The sequence below is a fragment of the Streptomyces sp. NPDC047525 genome (assembly GCF_040643025.1).
GTDB lineage: Bacteria > Actinomycetota > Actinomycetes > Streptomycetales > Streptomycetaceae > Streptomyces > Streptomyces durmitorensis.
On the sequence record NZ_JBEYTL010000010.1, the window covers coordinates 267,052 to 284,575 of the forward strand.

Here is a 17,524-nt window from a genome sequence, read left to right on the forward strand (position 1 = left end):
GTCCAGACCTAGGCCGTAATGGCCCTCCAGACGGCAACGGCCGCGTCGCCGGGTCCCTGCCGGATCCCCGAGGAACCCGCAGAAGCCCGGCGACGGTACCGCGCCAACGGAGTGATGAGGCCGGGCCGCGAGGCGCATGAGCGGGCCGTACGGACGCAGACCAGGCCCGTCAGTGCTCGCGGGGGGCGGGCACGACGCGCTCCACCTCAGGGTGGACGGTGAGCAGCTGACGCATGGCGGCCTCGGCACCGGGGCCGTCGCCCGCCCCGAGGGCGTCGACGATCCGCGAGTGGTGGACCAGGGACGCCTCGGTGGGACGGTCGCAGCCGGTGACCGGGCCGCCCGACACCTGGAGCGCCGCCGAGACGATGCCGGACAGGTGCTCCAGCATGCGGTTGCTCGCGAGCTGGATGAGCAGCGAGTGGAACTCCGCGTCGGCACGGGAGAAGGTGATCCCGTCGCCCTGGCTCAGGGAGTGGCCCATGATCTCGACCATGTCGGCGAGACGCTGCTGCACCTCCTCACGGCCGTGGCCCGCGGCGAGCCGGGCGGCGAGGGGCTCGATCGTCCAGCGCAGCTCGCTGAGTTCGCGGCGCTGGTCGTCGCGCTGCGGCCCGAACGCACGCCACTCGATGATGTCCGGGTCAAGGAGGTTCCAGTCACTGACGGGCCGCACGCGCGTCCCGACATTGGGCCTGGCGCTGACCAGGCCCTTGGCTTCAAGTACGCGCAGCGATTCCCGGACGACGGTGCGGGAGACCTCGAAACGCTGGCCGATCTCCTCGGGCACCAGCGGGCGGTCGGCACCCAGATCGCCGGAGACGATCATCTGGCCGAGCTGCTGGACGAGTTGGCCGTGCAGGCCGCGGCCGCGGCTGCCTGCGGTGCGGCGGCCCACGCGGCCGAGATCGTGGTCGGCGCTGTCCCACGAGGGCGCGACGACGCGGTCGGCACCGGGGGCCTCGGCGTAGGGGTAGCGGTCGAGTTCGCCCGGGCCGGCGAGGCCGGAGTCTGCGGAGCGGGCGGCGGTCATCATGGTGTGCGCAAGGGTACTCACGGATCCTTTGTCGGCGTGGCTCCCAACTCCCTTGAGGTCTTTGGTGAAAAGCACACGAAAGGGTGATCGCTTACCCCGCCGCAATTGACGCCTTATCGGAAAGAAATGGGCGTTCTCCGGGGAGTTGTGCGCAGCACGGGAACAGAAGCGCCGGACGGTCGCTATCGGGCCCTGCCCCGCATCCCCGTGAGCAGATATGCGCAGAGCAGAGCGGTCACGGACAACATCAGTGCACTGCCCACAGGTTGGGCCACCATCCGGACTCCGCCGGCCAGATACCGCTCGACACCGAACGGCCACTGCACCAGCGCGAGATCGCGCAGCCTCCCCGGCAGCCCCGCCGCCGATCGCACAGATGGTCCCTCCAAGGCCTTCTGTACGAGGGGTACGACGACGATCGGCACCGCGAGAACCGCGGCGAGGCCGGCGGTCGTGGACCGGAAGACGCCTCCGGCGAGCACCCCCGCCCAGGCACACCCCGCCACCAGAGCGATCCAACTCGCGCTCAGCGAAAGCCAGTCAGCGGGAACCTTCGCGACCTCCTCTCCGTATACCAGGTGGAGCAGCGCGGCGTCGGAGGCCAGGACGAGCAGGCTCAGCAGGAGCGCGGTGACCGCCGCCACGAGCAACTTGGCACAGAGCAGCCCCAGGCGGCGGGGGACGGTGCCCCGGTCGGCGGCAAGGGCGGGATGGCGGAACTCCTCACCGAAGGCGAGGGCACCGAGCAGCCCGGCGCCGAGCGCTGCGGGCGGCAGGGGGAGTTCCTGCGGCCAGGCCGCAAGCAGGAGCGGCTGCGGCGTGTGACCGCTCCTGGCGAGGAAGACGCAGAGGACGGCGGAAACGGCGAGCACGGCGGCCGTGGTGAGGTACCCGGTGCCGACACCGGCGGCGCGGCGCAGCTCGTAGCGCAAGGGGCGAAGGGGGCTGCGGGCGGGCCGGACCGAGATGGGAGGCGGCAAGGGAGACGGAGCCGCGGGAGGCCGCGGAGCGGTGACAGCGGCAGGGACCGTGGTGGCGAGCGGGTCCGTGGTGACGGGCCGGTCCGTGGTGACGGGCCGGTCCGTGGTGGCGAGCGGGATGAGGTTCTTCGTCGTGGACATGACCCCGGGCTCGGCCTCCGCCTCGGTCCCGATCCCGGGCTCGGTCCCGATCCCGGGCTCGACCTCAGGCAGCACCTCCGCTGCCACGCCCTGCTGCTCACCAGAGGCTTCGATTCCGGGTTTGGGTACGGGTACGGGAGAGGGCGTCAGCTCGGGTTCCGACTCCGGCTCCGGCTCCGCGGCAGCGGGCCCCGCATCCCCGATCTCGTCGGCGAGTTGGTGGACGAGGATTCCGTGGCGGAACGCCGTCTCCCCGATGTCGGCGCAGTTGCTGCCGTACACCGAAAGCCGGTTGCCGTCCTCCTTCACCACCTCGATGGAGCGCTGACCGGCACGAGCCTCTTTGGACAGCAGCGCGCCGAGGCGTGCGGCGTGCGGACTGCGCACCGCGACCCGGGGGCGCAGCCGGGTGCGGGCGAAGTCCCCTGCCTCCTGGTCGGCGACGAGGCGGCCCGCTTCCAGCGTGACGACCCGGTCCGCGGTCCGTGCGGCCTCCTTGGCGTCGGCCGTGGAGAACAGGACGGTTCCCCCCTGCGCGGCGTGCGCGCGCAGAATGCCGTGCAGCCACCCGCCCTCCCGGGCCGAGAGCCCGTCGGCGGGACCGTCGAGGACGAGTGTGTGCGGGTCGGCGAGCAGCGCGCCGGCCAGGCCGAGACGGCGGTCCATGCCGCGCGAGAGCGTGCCGAGCCGCTGATCGCGGAGGCTGACGAGACCGACGACTTCGAGTACGTCGTCGGCTCGCTGGACGGGCACACCGGCGGCGGCGCACAGCATGCGCAGCTGGCCGCGGACCGTACGGCCGGGGTGTCCCGGAACCTCACCCAGCAGGACGCCCACCTCGCGCGACGGATGGGTGATGCGGTGCAGCGGACGCCCTCTGAAGTAGGTGACTCCTCGGCCCTGTTGGATTTCGAGCATGAGCCTCAGCGCCGTCGTCTTGCCGGCGCCCTGCGCGCCGAGCAGCGCCGTGACACGGCCTGTTCGCGCCTCGAAGGACACGTCGTCAACGGCGGGCGGCAGCTCCTGGCGGGGATTGCTGGTCAGTCCGATGGCCTGGATCATCGCTTCTCTCGCAGGATGTGCGACTGCTCGGCGGCCAGGGTTCGTCCGCCGGGTCGGGGACGGACGAACCCCGTGGGTACATCAGCAAGATAACGCGATATTTCCGTCATTTCGGTCAGGGTGCGGGCCGCGGGTGTCCATCACGCGGCCGGACCGACAGGTGACCAGCGCGTGGTCCGTGGCGCGGGCCTCAGACCTCGGGGCGCAGCATCGGCGGGTTGAGCAGCGTCGCGCCGCCCGCGCGGAAGAGCTGGGCAGGGCGGCCGCCCTGGCGGGTGGTGGTACCTCCGGTGGGGACGAGGAAGCCCGGCGTGCCGGTCACCTTGCGGTGGAAGTTGCGCGGGTCGAGTACGACGCCCCACACGGCCTCGTACACCCGGCGCAGCTCACCGACGGTGAACTCGGGCGGGCAGAAGGCCGTCGCCAGCGAGGAGTACTCGATCTTCGAACGGGCGCGCTCCACGCCGTCCGCCAGGATCTGCGCGTGATCGAAGGCGAGCGGCGCCGCCTGCTCGTCCTCGCGGCCGTACCCGCTCTGGTGGAGCAGCGCCTCGACCGGCGCCCAGCGCGCGCTGTGGGCATCACCACCGGCCCGCGGTGCGGGCAGATCGGGAGCGAGCGCGAGATGGGCGACGCTGACGACCCGCATCCGTGGATCGCGCTTGGGGTCGCCGTACGTGGCGAGCTGCTCCAGGTGCGCGCCGTTCACCTGGACCGGGGTGTCCGGAGCATGGGCGCACAGCCCCGTCTCCTCGACCAGCTCCCGAGCGGCGGCGGCCGACAAATCCTCGTCGTCACGCACAAATCCGCCGGGGAGCGCCCAGCGGCCCTGGAACGGCGCCTCACCCCGGCGAACCGCAAGGGCGCAGAGCGCGTGGCGGCGCACGGTCAGCACGACCAGATCGACGGTGACAGCAAAGGGCGGGAAGGCCGACGGGTCGTAGGGCGACATGCCGCGATCATAGTCGTCTGCCTGACGATAAACAGCTCCTCCGGCATCCGATCCCGGCTCGATTCACCGGGGCCGGGGTCAGGTTCACGCCACATCCACCGCAGCCACTCCTCTCGTGGGTCACACCCCCAGCTGCAGCCCGTCGGCCGCCTCCTCGACCATGGCGAGACCGAGCCTGCTGACACGTACGGAGAACGGGGCACCCGCGACGCGCAGCGCCGTCAGTCCCAGCTCCCCCAGGGGTGCACTACGGACCGGCCTCAGCGTCACCGTGCCCGACGGGGCGTCGGGCCGGATCCCGGCGAGCGCCGTGAGGAGCTGCACCCCGGCGGCCGCGGCGGTGGCCGCCGGGCGACACGCAGCGGGGTGCGGCAACGGAGCACCGCCCTCCGTGCGCTGCTCCCCCGCGTACATCTCAGGCAGCCGGTGGCCGAACGTCTCGGCCGCCGCCATCACCCCGCGCAGCAGTGCGCTCGCCTCCTTCTCGTAGCCGACGGCGGCCAGACCCGCGACGGCGACCGCCGTCTCATGGACACGGACCGCCCCGCCACGATGTCCGAAAGGGTTGTACGCGGCTTCCTTGACGCCCAGGCTCCGCAGCCCCCAGCCCGAGTCCATGGCGGGCCCGCCAAGCAGCCGGGCGAGCTGCTCGGTCCGCACCTTGTCGAGAAGTCCCGGCGCGAGCACGCCCGACCCGAGCAGACCTGTGTCGAGGAGGTGGGCGGCACCACCGGTGAGCAGCGGCACGGGGCGGCCGTCGGCCAGGCAAGCCGCGGCGGGCCTGCCACCCGTCCGGTCCTCCACCCAGAATTCCTCCCGGAACGTGCCCCGCAGCCGCTCCGCCCACTGCCGCAGGTCGGTGCCGCCCGAACGGCCGTGCCCGTCGAGCAGGTCGGCGCCCAGCAGCGCGGCCCGGTGGGCATGGGCCTGGGTCTCGCAGCGCGCGGGGCCACCTGGATACGGGTCCGGCAGGCGCCCTCCGTCGTCGGCCGCCGCAAGCAGCCACCGCAGGCAGCGCTCGGCCGCCGGCAGCAACTCCTCGGTCTCCTGCGCCGACAGCCCCCAACGCCATGCCTCCGTCAGCAGCGCCGGGAAGAGGAGGGTGGCCTCGACTCCCGTGCACCCGGGCGGCAGATGCGGTCCCGTGTTCCGCAACGGCCCGGGGATCATGCCCGCCCGCGGCCCCTTGCCCACCAGTTGACGGCGGGCGAGCGTGCGCAGCGTCCCCGCGGCGATCCGGGTACCGAGCGGCAACGCCATCCGGGCGGCCGCGAGCGCCTCGGCCGGTGCGAGACCACAGCGCCATGGCGCCCCTGCGGCCAGGTGGACGTCGGTCGGGTGCTCGGGGTCCCGCAGCAGCAACGCCTGCAGATCCTCCACGGATCGGTCCAACAAGGCCCGAGCCCTGGGATCGTCGCCGGCGGCCCGCGCCGTGGCGAGGGACTGCGACGTCCCGTGCCCGACCGCCCTCACCGGACCCGCCCCATCCGGCCGCACCCGCAGCTCCAGGCTCCAGGTGCCGCCCGGCGGCAGCTCCACCTCCCAGCGCAGCAGCCCCGCGGAGGCCAGCGCGTCCGCAGGTGCCGGATGCGCGGTGACCGCACAGTGGCCCGCGGGCGATGACCAGCGCATGCCGGAGTCGTGGACGCTGGCGGGCAGTTCGGGGCCGGTGGTGCCGGACGCGACCGCACCGAGCTCCGCCAGATCCGTGCCGAGCGACACCTCCACAGGCAGCCGGAGCGGACGCCCCGCGGCGCTGCGCAGGATGATCCGCTCCGTCCCGTCCGCGTATCGGGTCCGCTCGACGATCACGTCCGGGTCCGGGCCGCCGTCCGCGGACGGACGCAGCGTCGCGACAAAGCGGGCACGGTCGGCCGAGAGCATCCGCGCCTGCACGGCGACCGGCTCGCGCCCCGCCACCCGCACTTCGCAACGGGACAGCAGCCTGCGCCCGGCGCGGTAGAACCCCTCGAGTCCGCGGCCCGTCAACTGCCCCTGGTCCGTGGAGATCGCCAGTGCGGGCATGGCGACACAGATCAGCGTGGCGTGCGCGGGCGGCAGCTGTGCGGGGCGCCGCGGCGCCGGAGCCGGGGCCTGCCCCCCGGGCAGGCGCGGTGGAGTCGGCGTGGGCCGCTGGGGACCCTCTCTGCCGGAGACGGGAGACGGGGCGGGCAGGGGCATGAGGCGGCTTCTTCTGCGCTGTCCGCGCGGCGAGGAGTGGGAGGGCGTACGGCGGCTCCACCCAGGCACGGGTACCGCCACTCAGGTGAACGGACCTGCCCCGCCCCAAGTCACGCCCACGGGGCGGGAAGCCACCCGGCCGGCCCCGGCCTTGCGCGTACGGCGTCCCGGCCGGCGCCCGTCTCTCCGCCGCCCTCCGGTGCAGGACTGCTCCCGCGTTCATGTGTCGTTCCTCGCTGCGCGCCGGATGGTGCGGCGGCGGTTCTGCGGCCCGGTGCTCGACCTGTCGGCGGCCCGCGAACCCGTGCCGCCCTTCGGGCGCGTGGGGCGGCGGCGTCGTGGGGCGACATCCAGCGGCTCTGCTGCGGGGGCCACAGGCTCCGCCGGGAGCGGCAGTTCGGGCTGGACCGCCGTCGCTCCACGGTCGGTGCGCTCCCTGCGGAGGCAGCGGCGGATCGGCTCGGGGTCCAGGCCTGCGGTGCAGGCATGGCGCAGGAGTTGCGCGAAGGTGTAGCCGGGATCGGCGCACAGCGCCATGTCCAGGGCTTCCTGGCCCTCCGTGGTGTCTCCGAGAGACCACGCGACCCAGCCCGCGAGGGACAGCGGTGCGGCGGCGTGCTCTCCGTAGGCACCGACGCAGCGGCGGGCCAGGGCCCTCCAGAGTCGAAGTGCCGGCGGCGCGGTGTCGCCCTCCATCCATTCCGCGGCCTGATCGCGCGTCGTACGGTCCTGGAGGCCGATGATGAGCGCCGCGGCTTCGTCGTGCGCGAGGAGGTCGTCGTCCTGGAGATCCGCCTCCAGCCTGTCGCTGACCGGCGGCGCGGCAGTCATCCGCGCCATGATCCTTCGGGCCAGGTCGAGCGTGTCAGCAGCGACCTCGGCGTGCCCGTCCTCCTTCAGGATCCGGTGCACGATCGCCAGTCCCGCGGCGTCGAGTGCCGCCTCCTGGTCCGTCACGGCGGCGGATTCCCATGGGGTGAGACGTGCTCGCATCTCCCGTGGGGTGACGCCCGCTTGGACACCGGCGTAGGCCGTGGCCGCGGCCAGGACCGACGTGCCGGGCCTCGGCAGCGGGACTCCTTCCGGTGGGCAGCACTGCTTGTTCGGGCAGCAGTAGGTCCAGAAATGTCCCGCAGAGATGCACACGACCTCGAACACGGGGACGTCGAGGCTTCCGCAGGCGGTGCGGAGCACTTGTGCCAGCGGTCGCAGGCGCTCCATGACCTGCTGCCCGGATTCGGCGCCGACGGGCTCCGCGCACAGGAAGGCGACAATGCCGTCGGGCCGGGCTCCCCGCCGCTCGCAGCCGCCCACCAGGCACTGCGCGAGCTGCTCCGCGATCGGTGGCCAGTCCTCCGCTCGTCCGGGGATGCCGAGGCGCACCCGCCCGCCGAACCGCCCCCGTTCGCCGTGCAGAGCGATGAGGACGACGCTCTCCTCGGGCCGGAACCCGAGCAGGTACGGCAGGGCGTCCGCGAGCTCGGCCGGAGTGCGCAAGGTGACCAGGGTCTCGTCGATGGAGTCGAGGGAGTTGACGGAGTCGATGGGATCGATTGAGTCGGTTGAGTCGATCGGGTCGTTTTGTTCGCTGTGGTTCGCCATGCGCCGACTCTCCCGCGGATCACAATGTTCCGGTTTCCCCTGTGGATAACTGCAGTCAGGGGCACGCCAAGAGTTATCCACAGCTCGGCGGACTCGTTCGCCTAATGTCAGACCCATCGGGTTGCATGGGGGCATGAGCAACGAAGATCTGCGCACGGCGGCCGATTCCGTACTCGCCCGCCTCGTCGGCGGCCCCGCGGCCGCAAGCGGCGAAGTGCCACCGTCGGACGGTCCCCGACTGCGCGAGGACCAGTGGCGCGCGATCGAAGCGCTGGTCGCCGACAAGCGCCGGGCTCTGGTCGTGCAGCGCACGGGCTGGGGAAAGTCCGCCGTGTACTTCGTCGCCACCGCGCTGCTGCGGGAGCGGGGCAGCGGTCCCACCGTGATCGTCTCCCCACTGCTCGCGCTCATGCGCAACCAGGTGGAGTCGGCGGCGCGAGCCGGAATCAGCGCCCGCACGATCAACTCCTCGAACACGGAGGAGTGGGAGACCATCCAGGCCGAGGTGGCTTCCGGCGACGTGGACGTCCTCCTCGTCAGTCCGGAGCGGCTGAACAACCCGGACTTCCGCGACCAGGTCCTGCCCAAGCTCGCCGCCGCGACCGGCCTGCTCGTGGTCGACGAGGCGCACTGCATCTCGGACTGGGGCCATGACTTCCGGCCCGACTACCGACGGCTGCGCACCATGCTCGCCGACCTGCCGCCGGGCGTCCCCGTCCTGGCCACCACCGCGACGGCCAACGCCCGCGTGACGGCCGACGTGGCCGAGCAGCTGGGCACCGGCGGCAGCTCGGACGCGCTCGTGCTGCGCGGGCCCCTCGACCGGGAGAGCCTGAGCCTGAGCGTGCTCCAACTTCCCAACGCCGCGCACCGGTTGGCCTGGCTCGCCGACCACCTGGCGGAGCTGCCGGGCTCCGGGATCATCTATACGCTCACCGTGGCCGCCGCCGAGGAGATCACCGCCTTCTTGCGGCAGTGCGGGCACACGGTCACCTCGTACACAGGAAAGACGGAGAACGCGGACCGTCAGCAGGCCGAGGAGGATCTGCTCGCCAACCGCGTGAAGGCCCTGGTCGCCACCTCCGCCCTGGGGATGGGCTTCGACAAGCCCGACCTCGGCTTCGTGGTGCACCTCGGCTCCCCTTCCTCCCCGATCGCGTACTACCAACAGGTCGGCCGCGCGGGCCGCGGTGTCGATCACGCGGAGGTGCTGCTCCTTCCGGGCAAGGAGGACGAGGCGATCTGGAACTACTTCGCCTCGCTCGCCTTCCCGCCCGAGGAGCAGGTCCGGCGCACACTGGACGTCCTCGCGCAGGCGGGAAGGCCGCTGTCGCTGCCCGCGCTGGAGCCTCTGGTCGAGCTGCGCAGGTCACGGCTCGAGACGATGCTCAAGGTCCTCGACGTGGACGGCGCGGTACGGCGCGTCAAGGGCGGCTGGATCTCCACGGGGATGCCCTGGGCGTACGACGCCGAGCGCTATGCCTGGGTCGCCAAGCAGCGCCAGGCGGAACAGCAGGCGATGCGTGATTACGCCACGACGACCGGCTGCCGGATGGAGTTCCTGCGGCGGCAGCTGGACGACGAGGCGGCGACGCCCTGCGGGCGCTGCGACAACTGCGCGGGCGCGCGCTTCACCGACGCCGTGTCATCCGGAGCACTCGACACGGCACAGGGCGAGTTGGTCCGCGCGGGTGTCGATGTCGAACCCCGGAGGATGTGGCCGACCGGGCTCGCCGCGGTCGGCGTCGACCTCAAGGGACGTATCCCCGTGGGGGAACAGGCGGCCCAGGGCCGGGCCTTGGGGCGACTCTCGGACATCGGATGGGGCAACCGGCTCCGGCCGATGCTCGCCCCGCAGGCCCCTGACGGGCCGGTGCCCGACGACGTGGCCAAGGCCGTGGTCGGCGTCCTCGCGGACTGGGCGAAGGGACCCGGCGGGTGGGCCTCAGGCGGGTCCGACGCCCAGACGCGGCCGGCAGGCGTCGTGACCATGTCGTCGCACACCCGTCCCCAGCTGATCCAGTCGCTGGGCACACGGATCGCCGAGATCGGCCGCCTGCCGCTCCTCGGCTCCATCGAGTACGCCGCCGGAGCCGATACGGCACATGTGCCGAGGAGCAACAGCGCCCAGCGCCTGCGCGCCCTCGACGGAACGCTGACCGTGCCCCCCGAGCTCGCCGCGGCGCTCCAGGAAGCGGGCGGTCCCGTTCTGCTCGTCGACGATCTGACGGACAGTGGCTGGACCCTGGCGGTGGCCGCGCGCATGCTCCGCCGGGCCGGAGCCAAGGGGGTGTTGCCGCTGGTCCTGGCCGTGCAAGGCTGACGGAGGCGTCGATGCGGGGCGCCATGGGCAGGGATATAGGCGGCGCATCGCCAGATACCGGTCGGCAGTCCCAATTGTTCGTTGCCGCAAGGCAGTACGACGGGAAGAATTGGTACCGCTCCCGCGCGGCTTTCCGTGGCCCGGCATGACTGTGCCGCGGTGCGCTCCCCCAGTCCACCCCGCCCTCTGGGCGCGTAGCCGAAGGGAGGACCGTGACCTTCGGATTTCCTCCGTCCGCTGCGGCATCGATGTCGGAGTCTTCGACGTCGGCTGAGATGTCCGCCGATTCCGCCAACGGACTGGCCCGGATGCTCGAGCCCGCGGAATGGTCAGCCGCGGGAATTCCCCTGCTGCGCAATCCGCGTGAGGTCGTCAGCGGCCTGCATGCCCGGCATCGTCCGACGCCCGCAACAGCCGTCGTCGCGGTTCTCGATCCGGAGGAACGGCTCCGGGCGAGCGCTTCGTTCACCCGTCGGCCGAGCGCGGCGGACGGCTGGGTCTTCCGCAACGCACTGCTCGCGCAGCTGCGCCGGGTCATCCCGCACGACCTGCGGCGCCGCACCCCGGTGCGCACCGCCGTCCTGCTCTACTGCCGTGACGGTGACGCGCGTTGGACGCAGGAGGACGGGGCGTGGATGTGGGGCCTTCGGGACGCCTGCACGCTGCACGGGCTGCGGTGCGGCGCCTACATCACACTGACCCGTGACGGCTGGCAGGTGCTCGGCGAGAACCGCGGCGGCCGTCGGCCCAGCTCCGGCTCGAGCCCCGAGGCCTTCGCCGAAACCGATCCGCCGCCACCGCGCACCGGCGGTGCCGCATCCGACGTACTGCGCCGAGCGGCGGCGCGCTGAGGCATCCGCCGTCCCCCGCCGCAAGGCGGGCCACAGGCATGGGCCGGTGGGCGTCGCCGCTTGCGCGTAGCGCGGCGCGCAACGCACGCGGCGCGAGGCTCACCCGGCCATGCCACGGACACCGGCCACCCGACGCCGACCACCCGACACCCTGCCTCGGCAGGGACTGCCGGACAACGGACGTCGGACAGCGGCAGCCGGAGCGCAGGTGTCAGACGGCGAACGTCAGACGCCCGCGCCCAGCATCGCGTTGATCCGCTGCGGGTCACCGCAGACGATCAGCAGGGCTCCGGCCCGGGTGAGCGCCGTCGGCAGGGCGCCGACCGCGGTCTCCTCGCTGCCGCCGTTGAGGGCGACGACGACCACGGGGCGGGACACGGCACGGTCCAGGGCAGCGGCGTCCGCATAGAAGACGTCGTCGCCCGCGTCGTGCTGAGCCCAGTAGGAGGCATCGCCGAACGACAGCTCGTGCGTGGCCCACGGGTGCGGGTCGCCGGTGGTGACCACCAGGACCTCACCCGGAGCACGGCCCGAGTCGAGCAGCAGGTCGACGGCTTCCTCGGCGGCGTCGAGCGCCCCCTCGGCGGAAGCCGGGATCAGCTGGATCTGCGGAACCGAAGCACCGGCATCCGTGGCGGAACCCGCAGGCGGACCAGCGGGTGCGGCAGGAGCGGCGGAAGATCCGGAAGCAGCCGGGGCAGGCAGCCCGGGCTTGGCGGCCGGCTCACGCGGCGTGCGCTGCGCCGGCGGCGTCGGCCGGGCGGGGCCCGGTCGGCCAGGACGCGGCACAGCCGCAGGACGCGGGCCGGGTACGGGGCGGGGGGTCGGCGTGATGCGGCCACTGGCCGGGGTCACGCGGGGACCCTGGGCACTCTCGTGAATCTGAGGCTCCTCGGGACTGAGAGGCATGCGTTGTTGTCTATCAAATGCCGATGCGCGTGGCATCAGCGGGTGGCACATGAGTGCGAGTGGAACTGCCGAAAGCGTCAGAAGTCGAAGCCGAGCTGGCCCTCGATTTCCGGAACGCTTCCATCCGCCCAGCTGCGGGCCTTCTTGAGATGCCGCCACTGGGGCAGCGCATCAAGATACGCCCACGACATCCGGTGGTACGGGGTGGGCCCCCGCTCCGCCAGCGCGGCCTTGTGCACCGGCGACGGATAGCCGGCGTTGGCCGCAAAACCGAAGTCTGCATGTTCGATACCCAGTTCGGCCATCATTTTGTCGCGCCGAACCTTGGCGATCACCGACGCCGCGGCGACGGCCACACAGGATTGATCGCCCTTGATCACCGTACGAACCTGCCAAGGAGTCCCGAGATAGTCGTGCTTCCCGTCGAGGATCACGGCTTCCGGACGCACCGGCAGCGCCTCCAGGGCGCGCACCGCGGCGAGCCGCAGCGCGGCGGTCATCCCCATCCCGTCGATCTCCTCGGGCGAGGAATGCCCCAGGGCGTATGCCGTGACCCAGCTCTCCAGCTCCCCTGCGAGCGTGGTGCGCCGCTTGGGAGTGATCAGCTTGGAATCGGTGAGCCCTTCGGGCGGCCTGCGCAGTCCCGTGACCGCCGCACAGACGGTGACCGGTCCCGCCCACGCTCCGCGCCCGACTTCGTCGACTCCGGCAACGATCTTCGCTCCGGTGGTAGCGCGAAGGGAGCGCTCGACGGTGTGGGTGGGTGGTTCGTACGGCATGGCGCCACATAGCGTACGCCGCCCGATGCCACCCGCGACACCCAGGCCTACCGACGGCCTACCGACGCAGCAGCGGAACCATGACCTGATCGATGAGTTCGGTGAACTCCTCGTCCCCCCATTCGCTCCCGCACACCTTGGAGCGGTACATCATCATCGCCGGAATGACATCGCATACGTAGGGATCCATGGCCTCGGGGCGCACCTCTCCACGCTCGACTCCACGGCGTACGACCTCTTTGATCAGCTCCACGCTCGGCACGATGACCCCGTCGAAGATCACCCCGTGAAATCGCTCGGCCGCCACCGTGTCGCACTCGTGAAGCACGGCGCGGAGAGCGAATCCAGGCCGCGAGAACATCGCCTCACGCATCTGCCGGCACAGCTGAAGGAGATCCTCCCTGACCCCGCCGCAGTCCGGCGCGGAGTCGAGTCTGGGCAGAGCCGCCTGCAGCGCGTCCACGACGAGGTCCTCTTTGGACGGCCAGCGGCGATAGACCGCGGCCTTGCCGGTCTGCGCGCCCGCGGCCACACCTTCCATCGTCAGGCCGTTCCAGCCGACGGTGCTGAGCTGCTCGAGCGTGGCCTCGAGGATCGCACGTTCGAGGACGGGGCCCCGCCGACGCAGGGAGGCCGTCTGAGCGGTGGCGGCGCTCCAGCGCGAAGTAGCCATGGAATTCACTCCGTTGGGTTCGAGGCAGCTTCAGTGAACGGTTGCGTTCACTAATGGGGAGTCGCTACCGTTGAGTGGATAGTGAACGGGGGTGTTCACTAACGCACTTGTGGGGGACCCATAGTGACAACCTCTCAGTTAGCCAATGATCAAGGACCGAGGCCCGGCGCCGCCCGCCGAGAAGGCCGACCCGGTATCGCCCTGACCGTCATCGCGGCCTGCCAGTTAATGGTGGTCCTCGACGCGTCCATTTGATCCTGTGTTGCCGAGTCCTCCAGAAGCAGACGAGGTTCAACAGCCCCTGAAACCTCAAGGTCGGGAAGCTGCACCTCGTTTGATCTCTTCGGTATGGGGACCGTCTCCACACCCGCCAGAGCGGCGACCACGCGCCCCCAAGTACCGTCTTGAGACCACCGAGTCCACCGCGACATCAGAGACTTGGCCACTCCCCGCTCAAGACGAGCTGCGGCAGGAGCCCATCCTTCAGCCGTTCGCGCCTTCCATAGAATCGCCTCGACCGATTGCCGCAAGGGGAGATCAGTCTTCTTGCCCGACCCTCGCCCGGTCTTCACTACGAGGGGTTCAATCAGCGCCCATCGCGCGTCAGAAACCCCGGTAGGGATCTGCTCGCCGCGCGCCATAAACCAGGCGCCCACGGCGCACTCAGCCTGAGCCCTCTTCACCGGCACAGGACCCGCAATCCTTACCCGGATGTCCGCCAGGTCGACAACATCCGACTGAGCCCGCAGGGTCATGTTCGGCATCTCAGTCCGTGCCATCTCTGCGAGACCACGAAGATCCCGCGCACGCTGCTCAGCGACCAACGTCTCCTGCTGCCAGGCGACTGCTTCCCCCCGAAGCCCCTTCAGCCGCTCCAGCTCATCCCCCAGAGGCTTGACTGCCTGAGTGACGAGTTGTTGGGCGTCTTGCTCATCCAGACCCATCTGAGCCGCCTGCGTTGCAGTCGTACCCATAACGGTGGCTATGGCACGCTGCTGTACCGCTATTTCACCGTCAAGACTTTCGATTCGGTCAGCGTGGGCGTCATGGAACCCTAGAGTCATGCCCACCCATTCACCGGCCAGGCGCATCAATTCGTCTGTGTTCCTCAGGAGTTGTGTCACCTTTTTCCACACGGCGGCTTCGATCCGGCCAGCATCAAGCTGACTGCATTTGCAGGTTTCCGCTCCCGCATATTTCTCATACTTACCAGAGCAGACATATGTGCGCTCACTCGTCGACGTCTGAATGCGCCCCACATAGTAGGAGCCACACAGGCTGTCGATTCGCTTAGACAGCGGGTATACCCGCTTGCCAGACTTCGGCGCACGGCGGGTGCTTATTTTCTCCGCAGCCCGCTTAAGCTGCTTTACTTGGTACTCAGTGAATACGGGCTCTAGCTCGATTTCCACCGTGGCCCCGTAGACCGGATTCCCTTCGGTGTCTACTACTGTCCCCCTGCCATACTTGGAGTCTTTCGAGTTCGTGTCCCGGTACACCTGCACACCTTCGAGCACTGCGCGCGACATGAGGCGCGACTTCAGGTTCTCTCGCGACCAGGGGCGACCGGAGCGGTTCAGCATTCCTTCCACGTTGAGGCGCAAGGCTACTTCGGTCCAGTCGAGGCCATCGTCACTGATCAGCATTCTGGCATGCCGAAGGGTGATTGCTTCACCCTTGAGGAACCCGTCCTCCTCGAAGATATCGAGGACGAGGCGACTCTCACCCTTTTTCCCCTGATCTTGAATACGCCAGCCGTAGGGAACTGTTCCGCCGACATATCCGCCGCCTTCGGCTTTTTCTTGCAGACCCCCTTGCGTTCTGTCCCTTATCTTTTCGCGCTCATCCTCTGCATAGTCCGCAGCTTTGCGCATGCGGGAGCGACCTTCAGGCGTCGTGTTGTAGTAGTCCCCTTTCACGACAGCCACAAAGACGCCCAGCGGGTCTTCCAGCTCCCAGACCCACGGCCAGAATGCCCGTCCAGCCCTTCCGATCGCACGCTCTTCATGGACCACTACGACGTCAAATGGCCGGGGCAGTTTACGGGCGTCCGTCATGAGCCGCTTAAGGTCTTCACGATCGTTCACTTGCAGGCTTCCGCTCACGCCTTCATCGGCGTAACGGTCAATGAATTCCCAACCCTTGTCGGCAATATAATTCTTCGTCTTCTTGCCTGTGTAACTTATGCCGTACCCCTTGGCTTGCTCTTCCGTCGAGACCCGCAGGTACTCAACAGCGCGGAGCCGGGGGCCATTTAAGGGTTGCGCCGCAATATCAATTGCGGTCGTGAGAGCATGCGTCATGTCAGTCCCTTCGTGACTGGCAGGCCAGTCCTTAGACCGGCCAGGCCCCGGCAGCGTTGCAGCGCTGTCGGGGTCGCTCATTGGTCTCCAGGCTAGCCCTTTCGGCTCGCATCACCGAGTGCTGCAACAGGTCAACTTGGCTTATCTGTAGGCGAGTTGGGCTTACCAGTGCGAGGGGTCCCGAACAGGAGGCGCGCCAAGCGCCGCCGCTCGGCCGGTCCCCACTCCGCCGCCCGCCATACGACTCGGATGGTTGGTTCCCTGCGCCGTTCGTCGCTCACGGGTTCCCCGCATCCGCCGTTGGCGCCCAACGCCTATCGTCACGTGCTGCGTTGTATTCATCGCGGGCATCCCTAAGACCCCCTGCAATGCCCGCCGCTACCTCAGCCTCAGCGAGGGTGTGACCGGACCCGACGTAGCGCCAAGACGAGTCTGTGACTGCACCATCAGGTACCCCCGCGCCCCCGCTCTCGTGTTCTGCCCGTACGGTGCGCAGCGCTCCGTACGTGGTGGAGTAGCGGCGGGATTTGGTGAGGACGTGCCCCCTGTAGCCGAGCGTGTGTGTCCAGGAGCGCAGCTTGAGGCCAGCCAGTTCGGGCAGGCCGCCCAGGCGCCAGCAGACCCCCATGAGGGCGCGCACGTGTGCGTTGACCGGGGCGAGTCGGATGCTCTCGGCATCAGTGATGCGATAGTCGATTCCGCCCGAGTCGCCGACCGACTTGGAGACGTACTTAGCGACGTAGGCCGCAACGGCACTGCCGGTCACCGCGGATTCTGTGAACGCGTCGCTTCGGATCGGATGCACGTCGAGTTGCCGACCCCAGCGAATGTCACGCTCCCCCGTAGCTGGCGAGTAGGGCGTATGGACTTCCACCATGTCCGCCGCCGACCGCACCACTTGTTCGAGGAGTTCGGCCGTCGCCCAGATCGGAGGCGGAAACTCAGGCCCACTTGGCCCGTCCAGGCGAATGACCGCATGGAAGTGAACGGCCCCGCGTTGCTGGTATTCGGCGACCTTCGCAAACGACAGCGTCAGGTGTTCCTTAAAGGCTGTCTGCGTAATACCCGCCTCACTCGCCAAATGCCGCCTGACCATGTGGCAAAAACGGTTCCATAGGACGCCAGCGGAGGCGTGCCAGAGGACATTCCCAACGTAGTCATAGCAGTCCCGGCAGAGCGGCTGACCCACCACCGAATCGGTATCCGCATGATGCCGTCCGCAGCCCACCAGCCGCCCGTGCTCACAGGTTCCGCCGTCGCGCCGAGCACGGCAGTACGCACCCGAGGTACCGCTCACCCGGTGCACAGCACCGAACGAGGGTGCGGTCAGGGTGACGAAGAGCCGGGGGTGGAACTGGACCCGCTTGGGGGTGCCCTTGCCGCCGAGCAGGCCGGAGCGGACAAGGTGGAACGTGTCGCCCGCATGCAGGTAGGAGCATGGCTGGCATCGGGTCTCACGGCGGTTGCGGCAGCGCACCGGTATCCGTCCACCCGGCTCACTGGCTGTGTCGTAATGGCGCAGCAGGGTGCCGGTGGCGTCATCAACCACGGTCGTTCGGCCAGACAGATAAATAGGGTGCGCACAGCCGCCGATGGATTCGATCTGGTCCAGCCAGCGGGCGAATCCCGGCTCTTGTACGAGCCGGATGAAGTCTTGCTCTGTGAACGAAAGAAGGCGCTGACGCTCAGCCTCATTAAGGACCGAGCGCCGCGCCTTTGCGGACTTCGGATA

General features: G+C 69.8%; 11 protein-coding genes and 1 pseudogene. 2 read left to right on the top strand and 10 right to left on the bottom strand.

Annotation, left to right across the window (positions count from 1 at the left end):
- Positions 1-169 precede the first annotated feature (169 nt).
- The 5 genes from ABZ833_RS29165 to ABZ833_RS29185 form a co-directional block, all read right to left on the bottom strand.
- Positions 170-1,057 carry a FadR/GntR family transcriptional regulator gene (locus ABZ833_RS29165; protein ID WP_361052375.1) on the bottom strand — a complete coding sequence of 296 codons (888 nt, stop codon included), beginning with the start codon at positions 1,055-1,057 and terminating at the stop codon, positions 170-172.
- Positions 1,058-1,218: 161 nt separating this feature from the next.
- A complete protein-coding gene (locus ABZ833_RS29170; protein WP_361052378.1) occupies positions 1,219-3,219 on the bottom strand; it encodes an ATP-binding cassette domain-containing protein in 2,001 nt (666 codons plus the stop codon).
- 190 nt (positions 3,220-3,409) lie between these two features.
- On the bottom strand, positions 3,410-4,171 hold the full coding sequence (locus ABZ833_RS29175) for an NUDIX hydrolase (RefSeq protein WP_249587308.1): 762 nt from the start codon (positions 4,169-4,171) through the stop codon (positions 3,410-3,412).
- Positions 4,172-4,291: 120 nt separating this feature from the next.
- Entirely contained in the window at positions 4,292-6,196 is a 1,905-nt protein-coding gene (locus ABZ833_RS29180; RefSeq protein WP_361052424.1) for a glycogen debranching N-terminal domain-containing protein, read from the bottom strand.
- A 375-nt stretch (positions 6,197-6,571) separates the two neighbouring features.
- Positions 6,572-7,954, bottom strand: a complete 1,383-nt coding sequence (locus ABZ833_RS29185) for a DUF4192 domain-containing protein (protein ID WP_361052382.1) — start codon at positions 7,952-7,954, stop codon at positions 6,572-6,574.
- Between the two features lie 133 nt (positions 7,955-8,087).
- Between ABZ833_RS29185 and ABZ833_RS29190 the strand changes: the two genes are divergently transcribed.
- Positions 8,088-10,277: a RecQ family ATP-dependent DNA helicase gene (locus tag ABZ833_RS29190; RefSeq protein ID WP_361052385.1), complete on the top strand. Its 2,190-nt coding sequence runs from the start codon at positions 8,088-8,090 to the stop codon at positions 10,275-10,277.
- 212 nt (positions 10,278-10,489) lie between these two features.
- Complete coding sequence (locus ABZ833_RS29195) at positions 10,490-11,128, top strand: hypothetical protein (protein WP_361052388.1); 639 nt, start codon at positions 10,490-10,492, stop codon at positions 11,126-11,128.
- A gap of 225 nt (positions 11,129-11,353) precedes the next feature.
- On the opposite strand, the gene ABZ833_RS29200 is transcribed toward ABZ833_RS29195, so the two are convergent.
- From ABZ833_RS29200 to ABZ833_RS29220, 5 genes and pseudogenes are all read right to left on the bottom strand, one after another.
- A complete protein-coding gene (locus ABZ833_RS29200; RefSeq protein ID WP_361052391.1) occupies positions 11,354-12,037 on the bottom strand; it encodes a hypothetical protein in 684 nt (227 codons plus the stop codon).
- Between the two features lie 77 nt (positions 12,038-12,114).
- Entirely contained in the window at positions 12,115-12,816 is a 702-nt protein-coding gene (locus tag ABZ833_RS29205; RefSeq protein WP_361052394.1) for a ribonuclease HII, read from the bottom strand.
- Between the two features lie 58 nt (positions 12,817-12,874).
- Positions 12,875-13,489, bottom strand: coding sequence for a TetR/AcrR family transcriptional regulator (locus tag ABZ833_RS29210; protein ID WP_249587314.1), 615 nt, complete (start codon positions 13,487-13,489; stop codon positions 12,875-12,877).
- Positions 13,490-13,884: 395 nt separating this feature from the next.
- Positions 13,885-15,873 (bottom strand): annotated as a pseudogene (locus ABZ833_RS29215) (recombinase family protein); the annotation flags it as partial.
- A 196-nt stretch (positions 15,874-16,069) separates the two neighbouring features.
- The coding region (locus ABZ833_RS29220; RefSeq protein ID WP_361052397.1) for a replication initiator at positions 16,070-17,524 on the bottom strand (1,455 nt) is incomplete at its 5' end.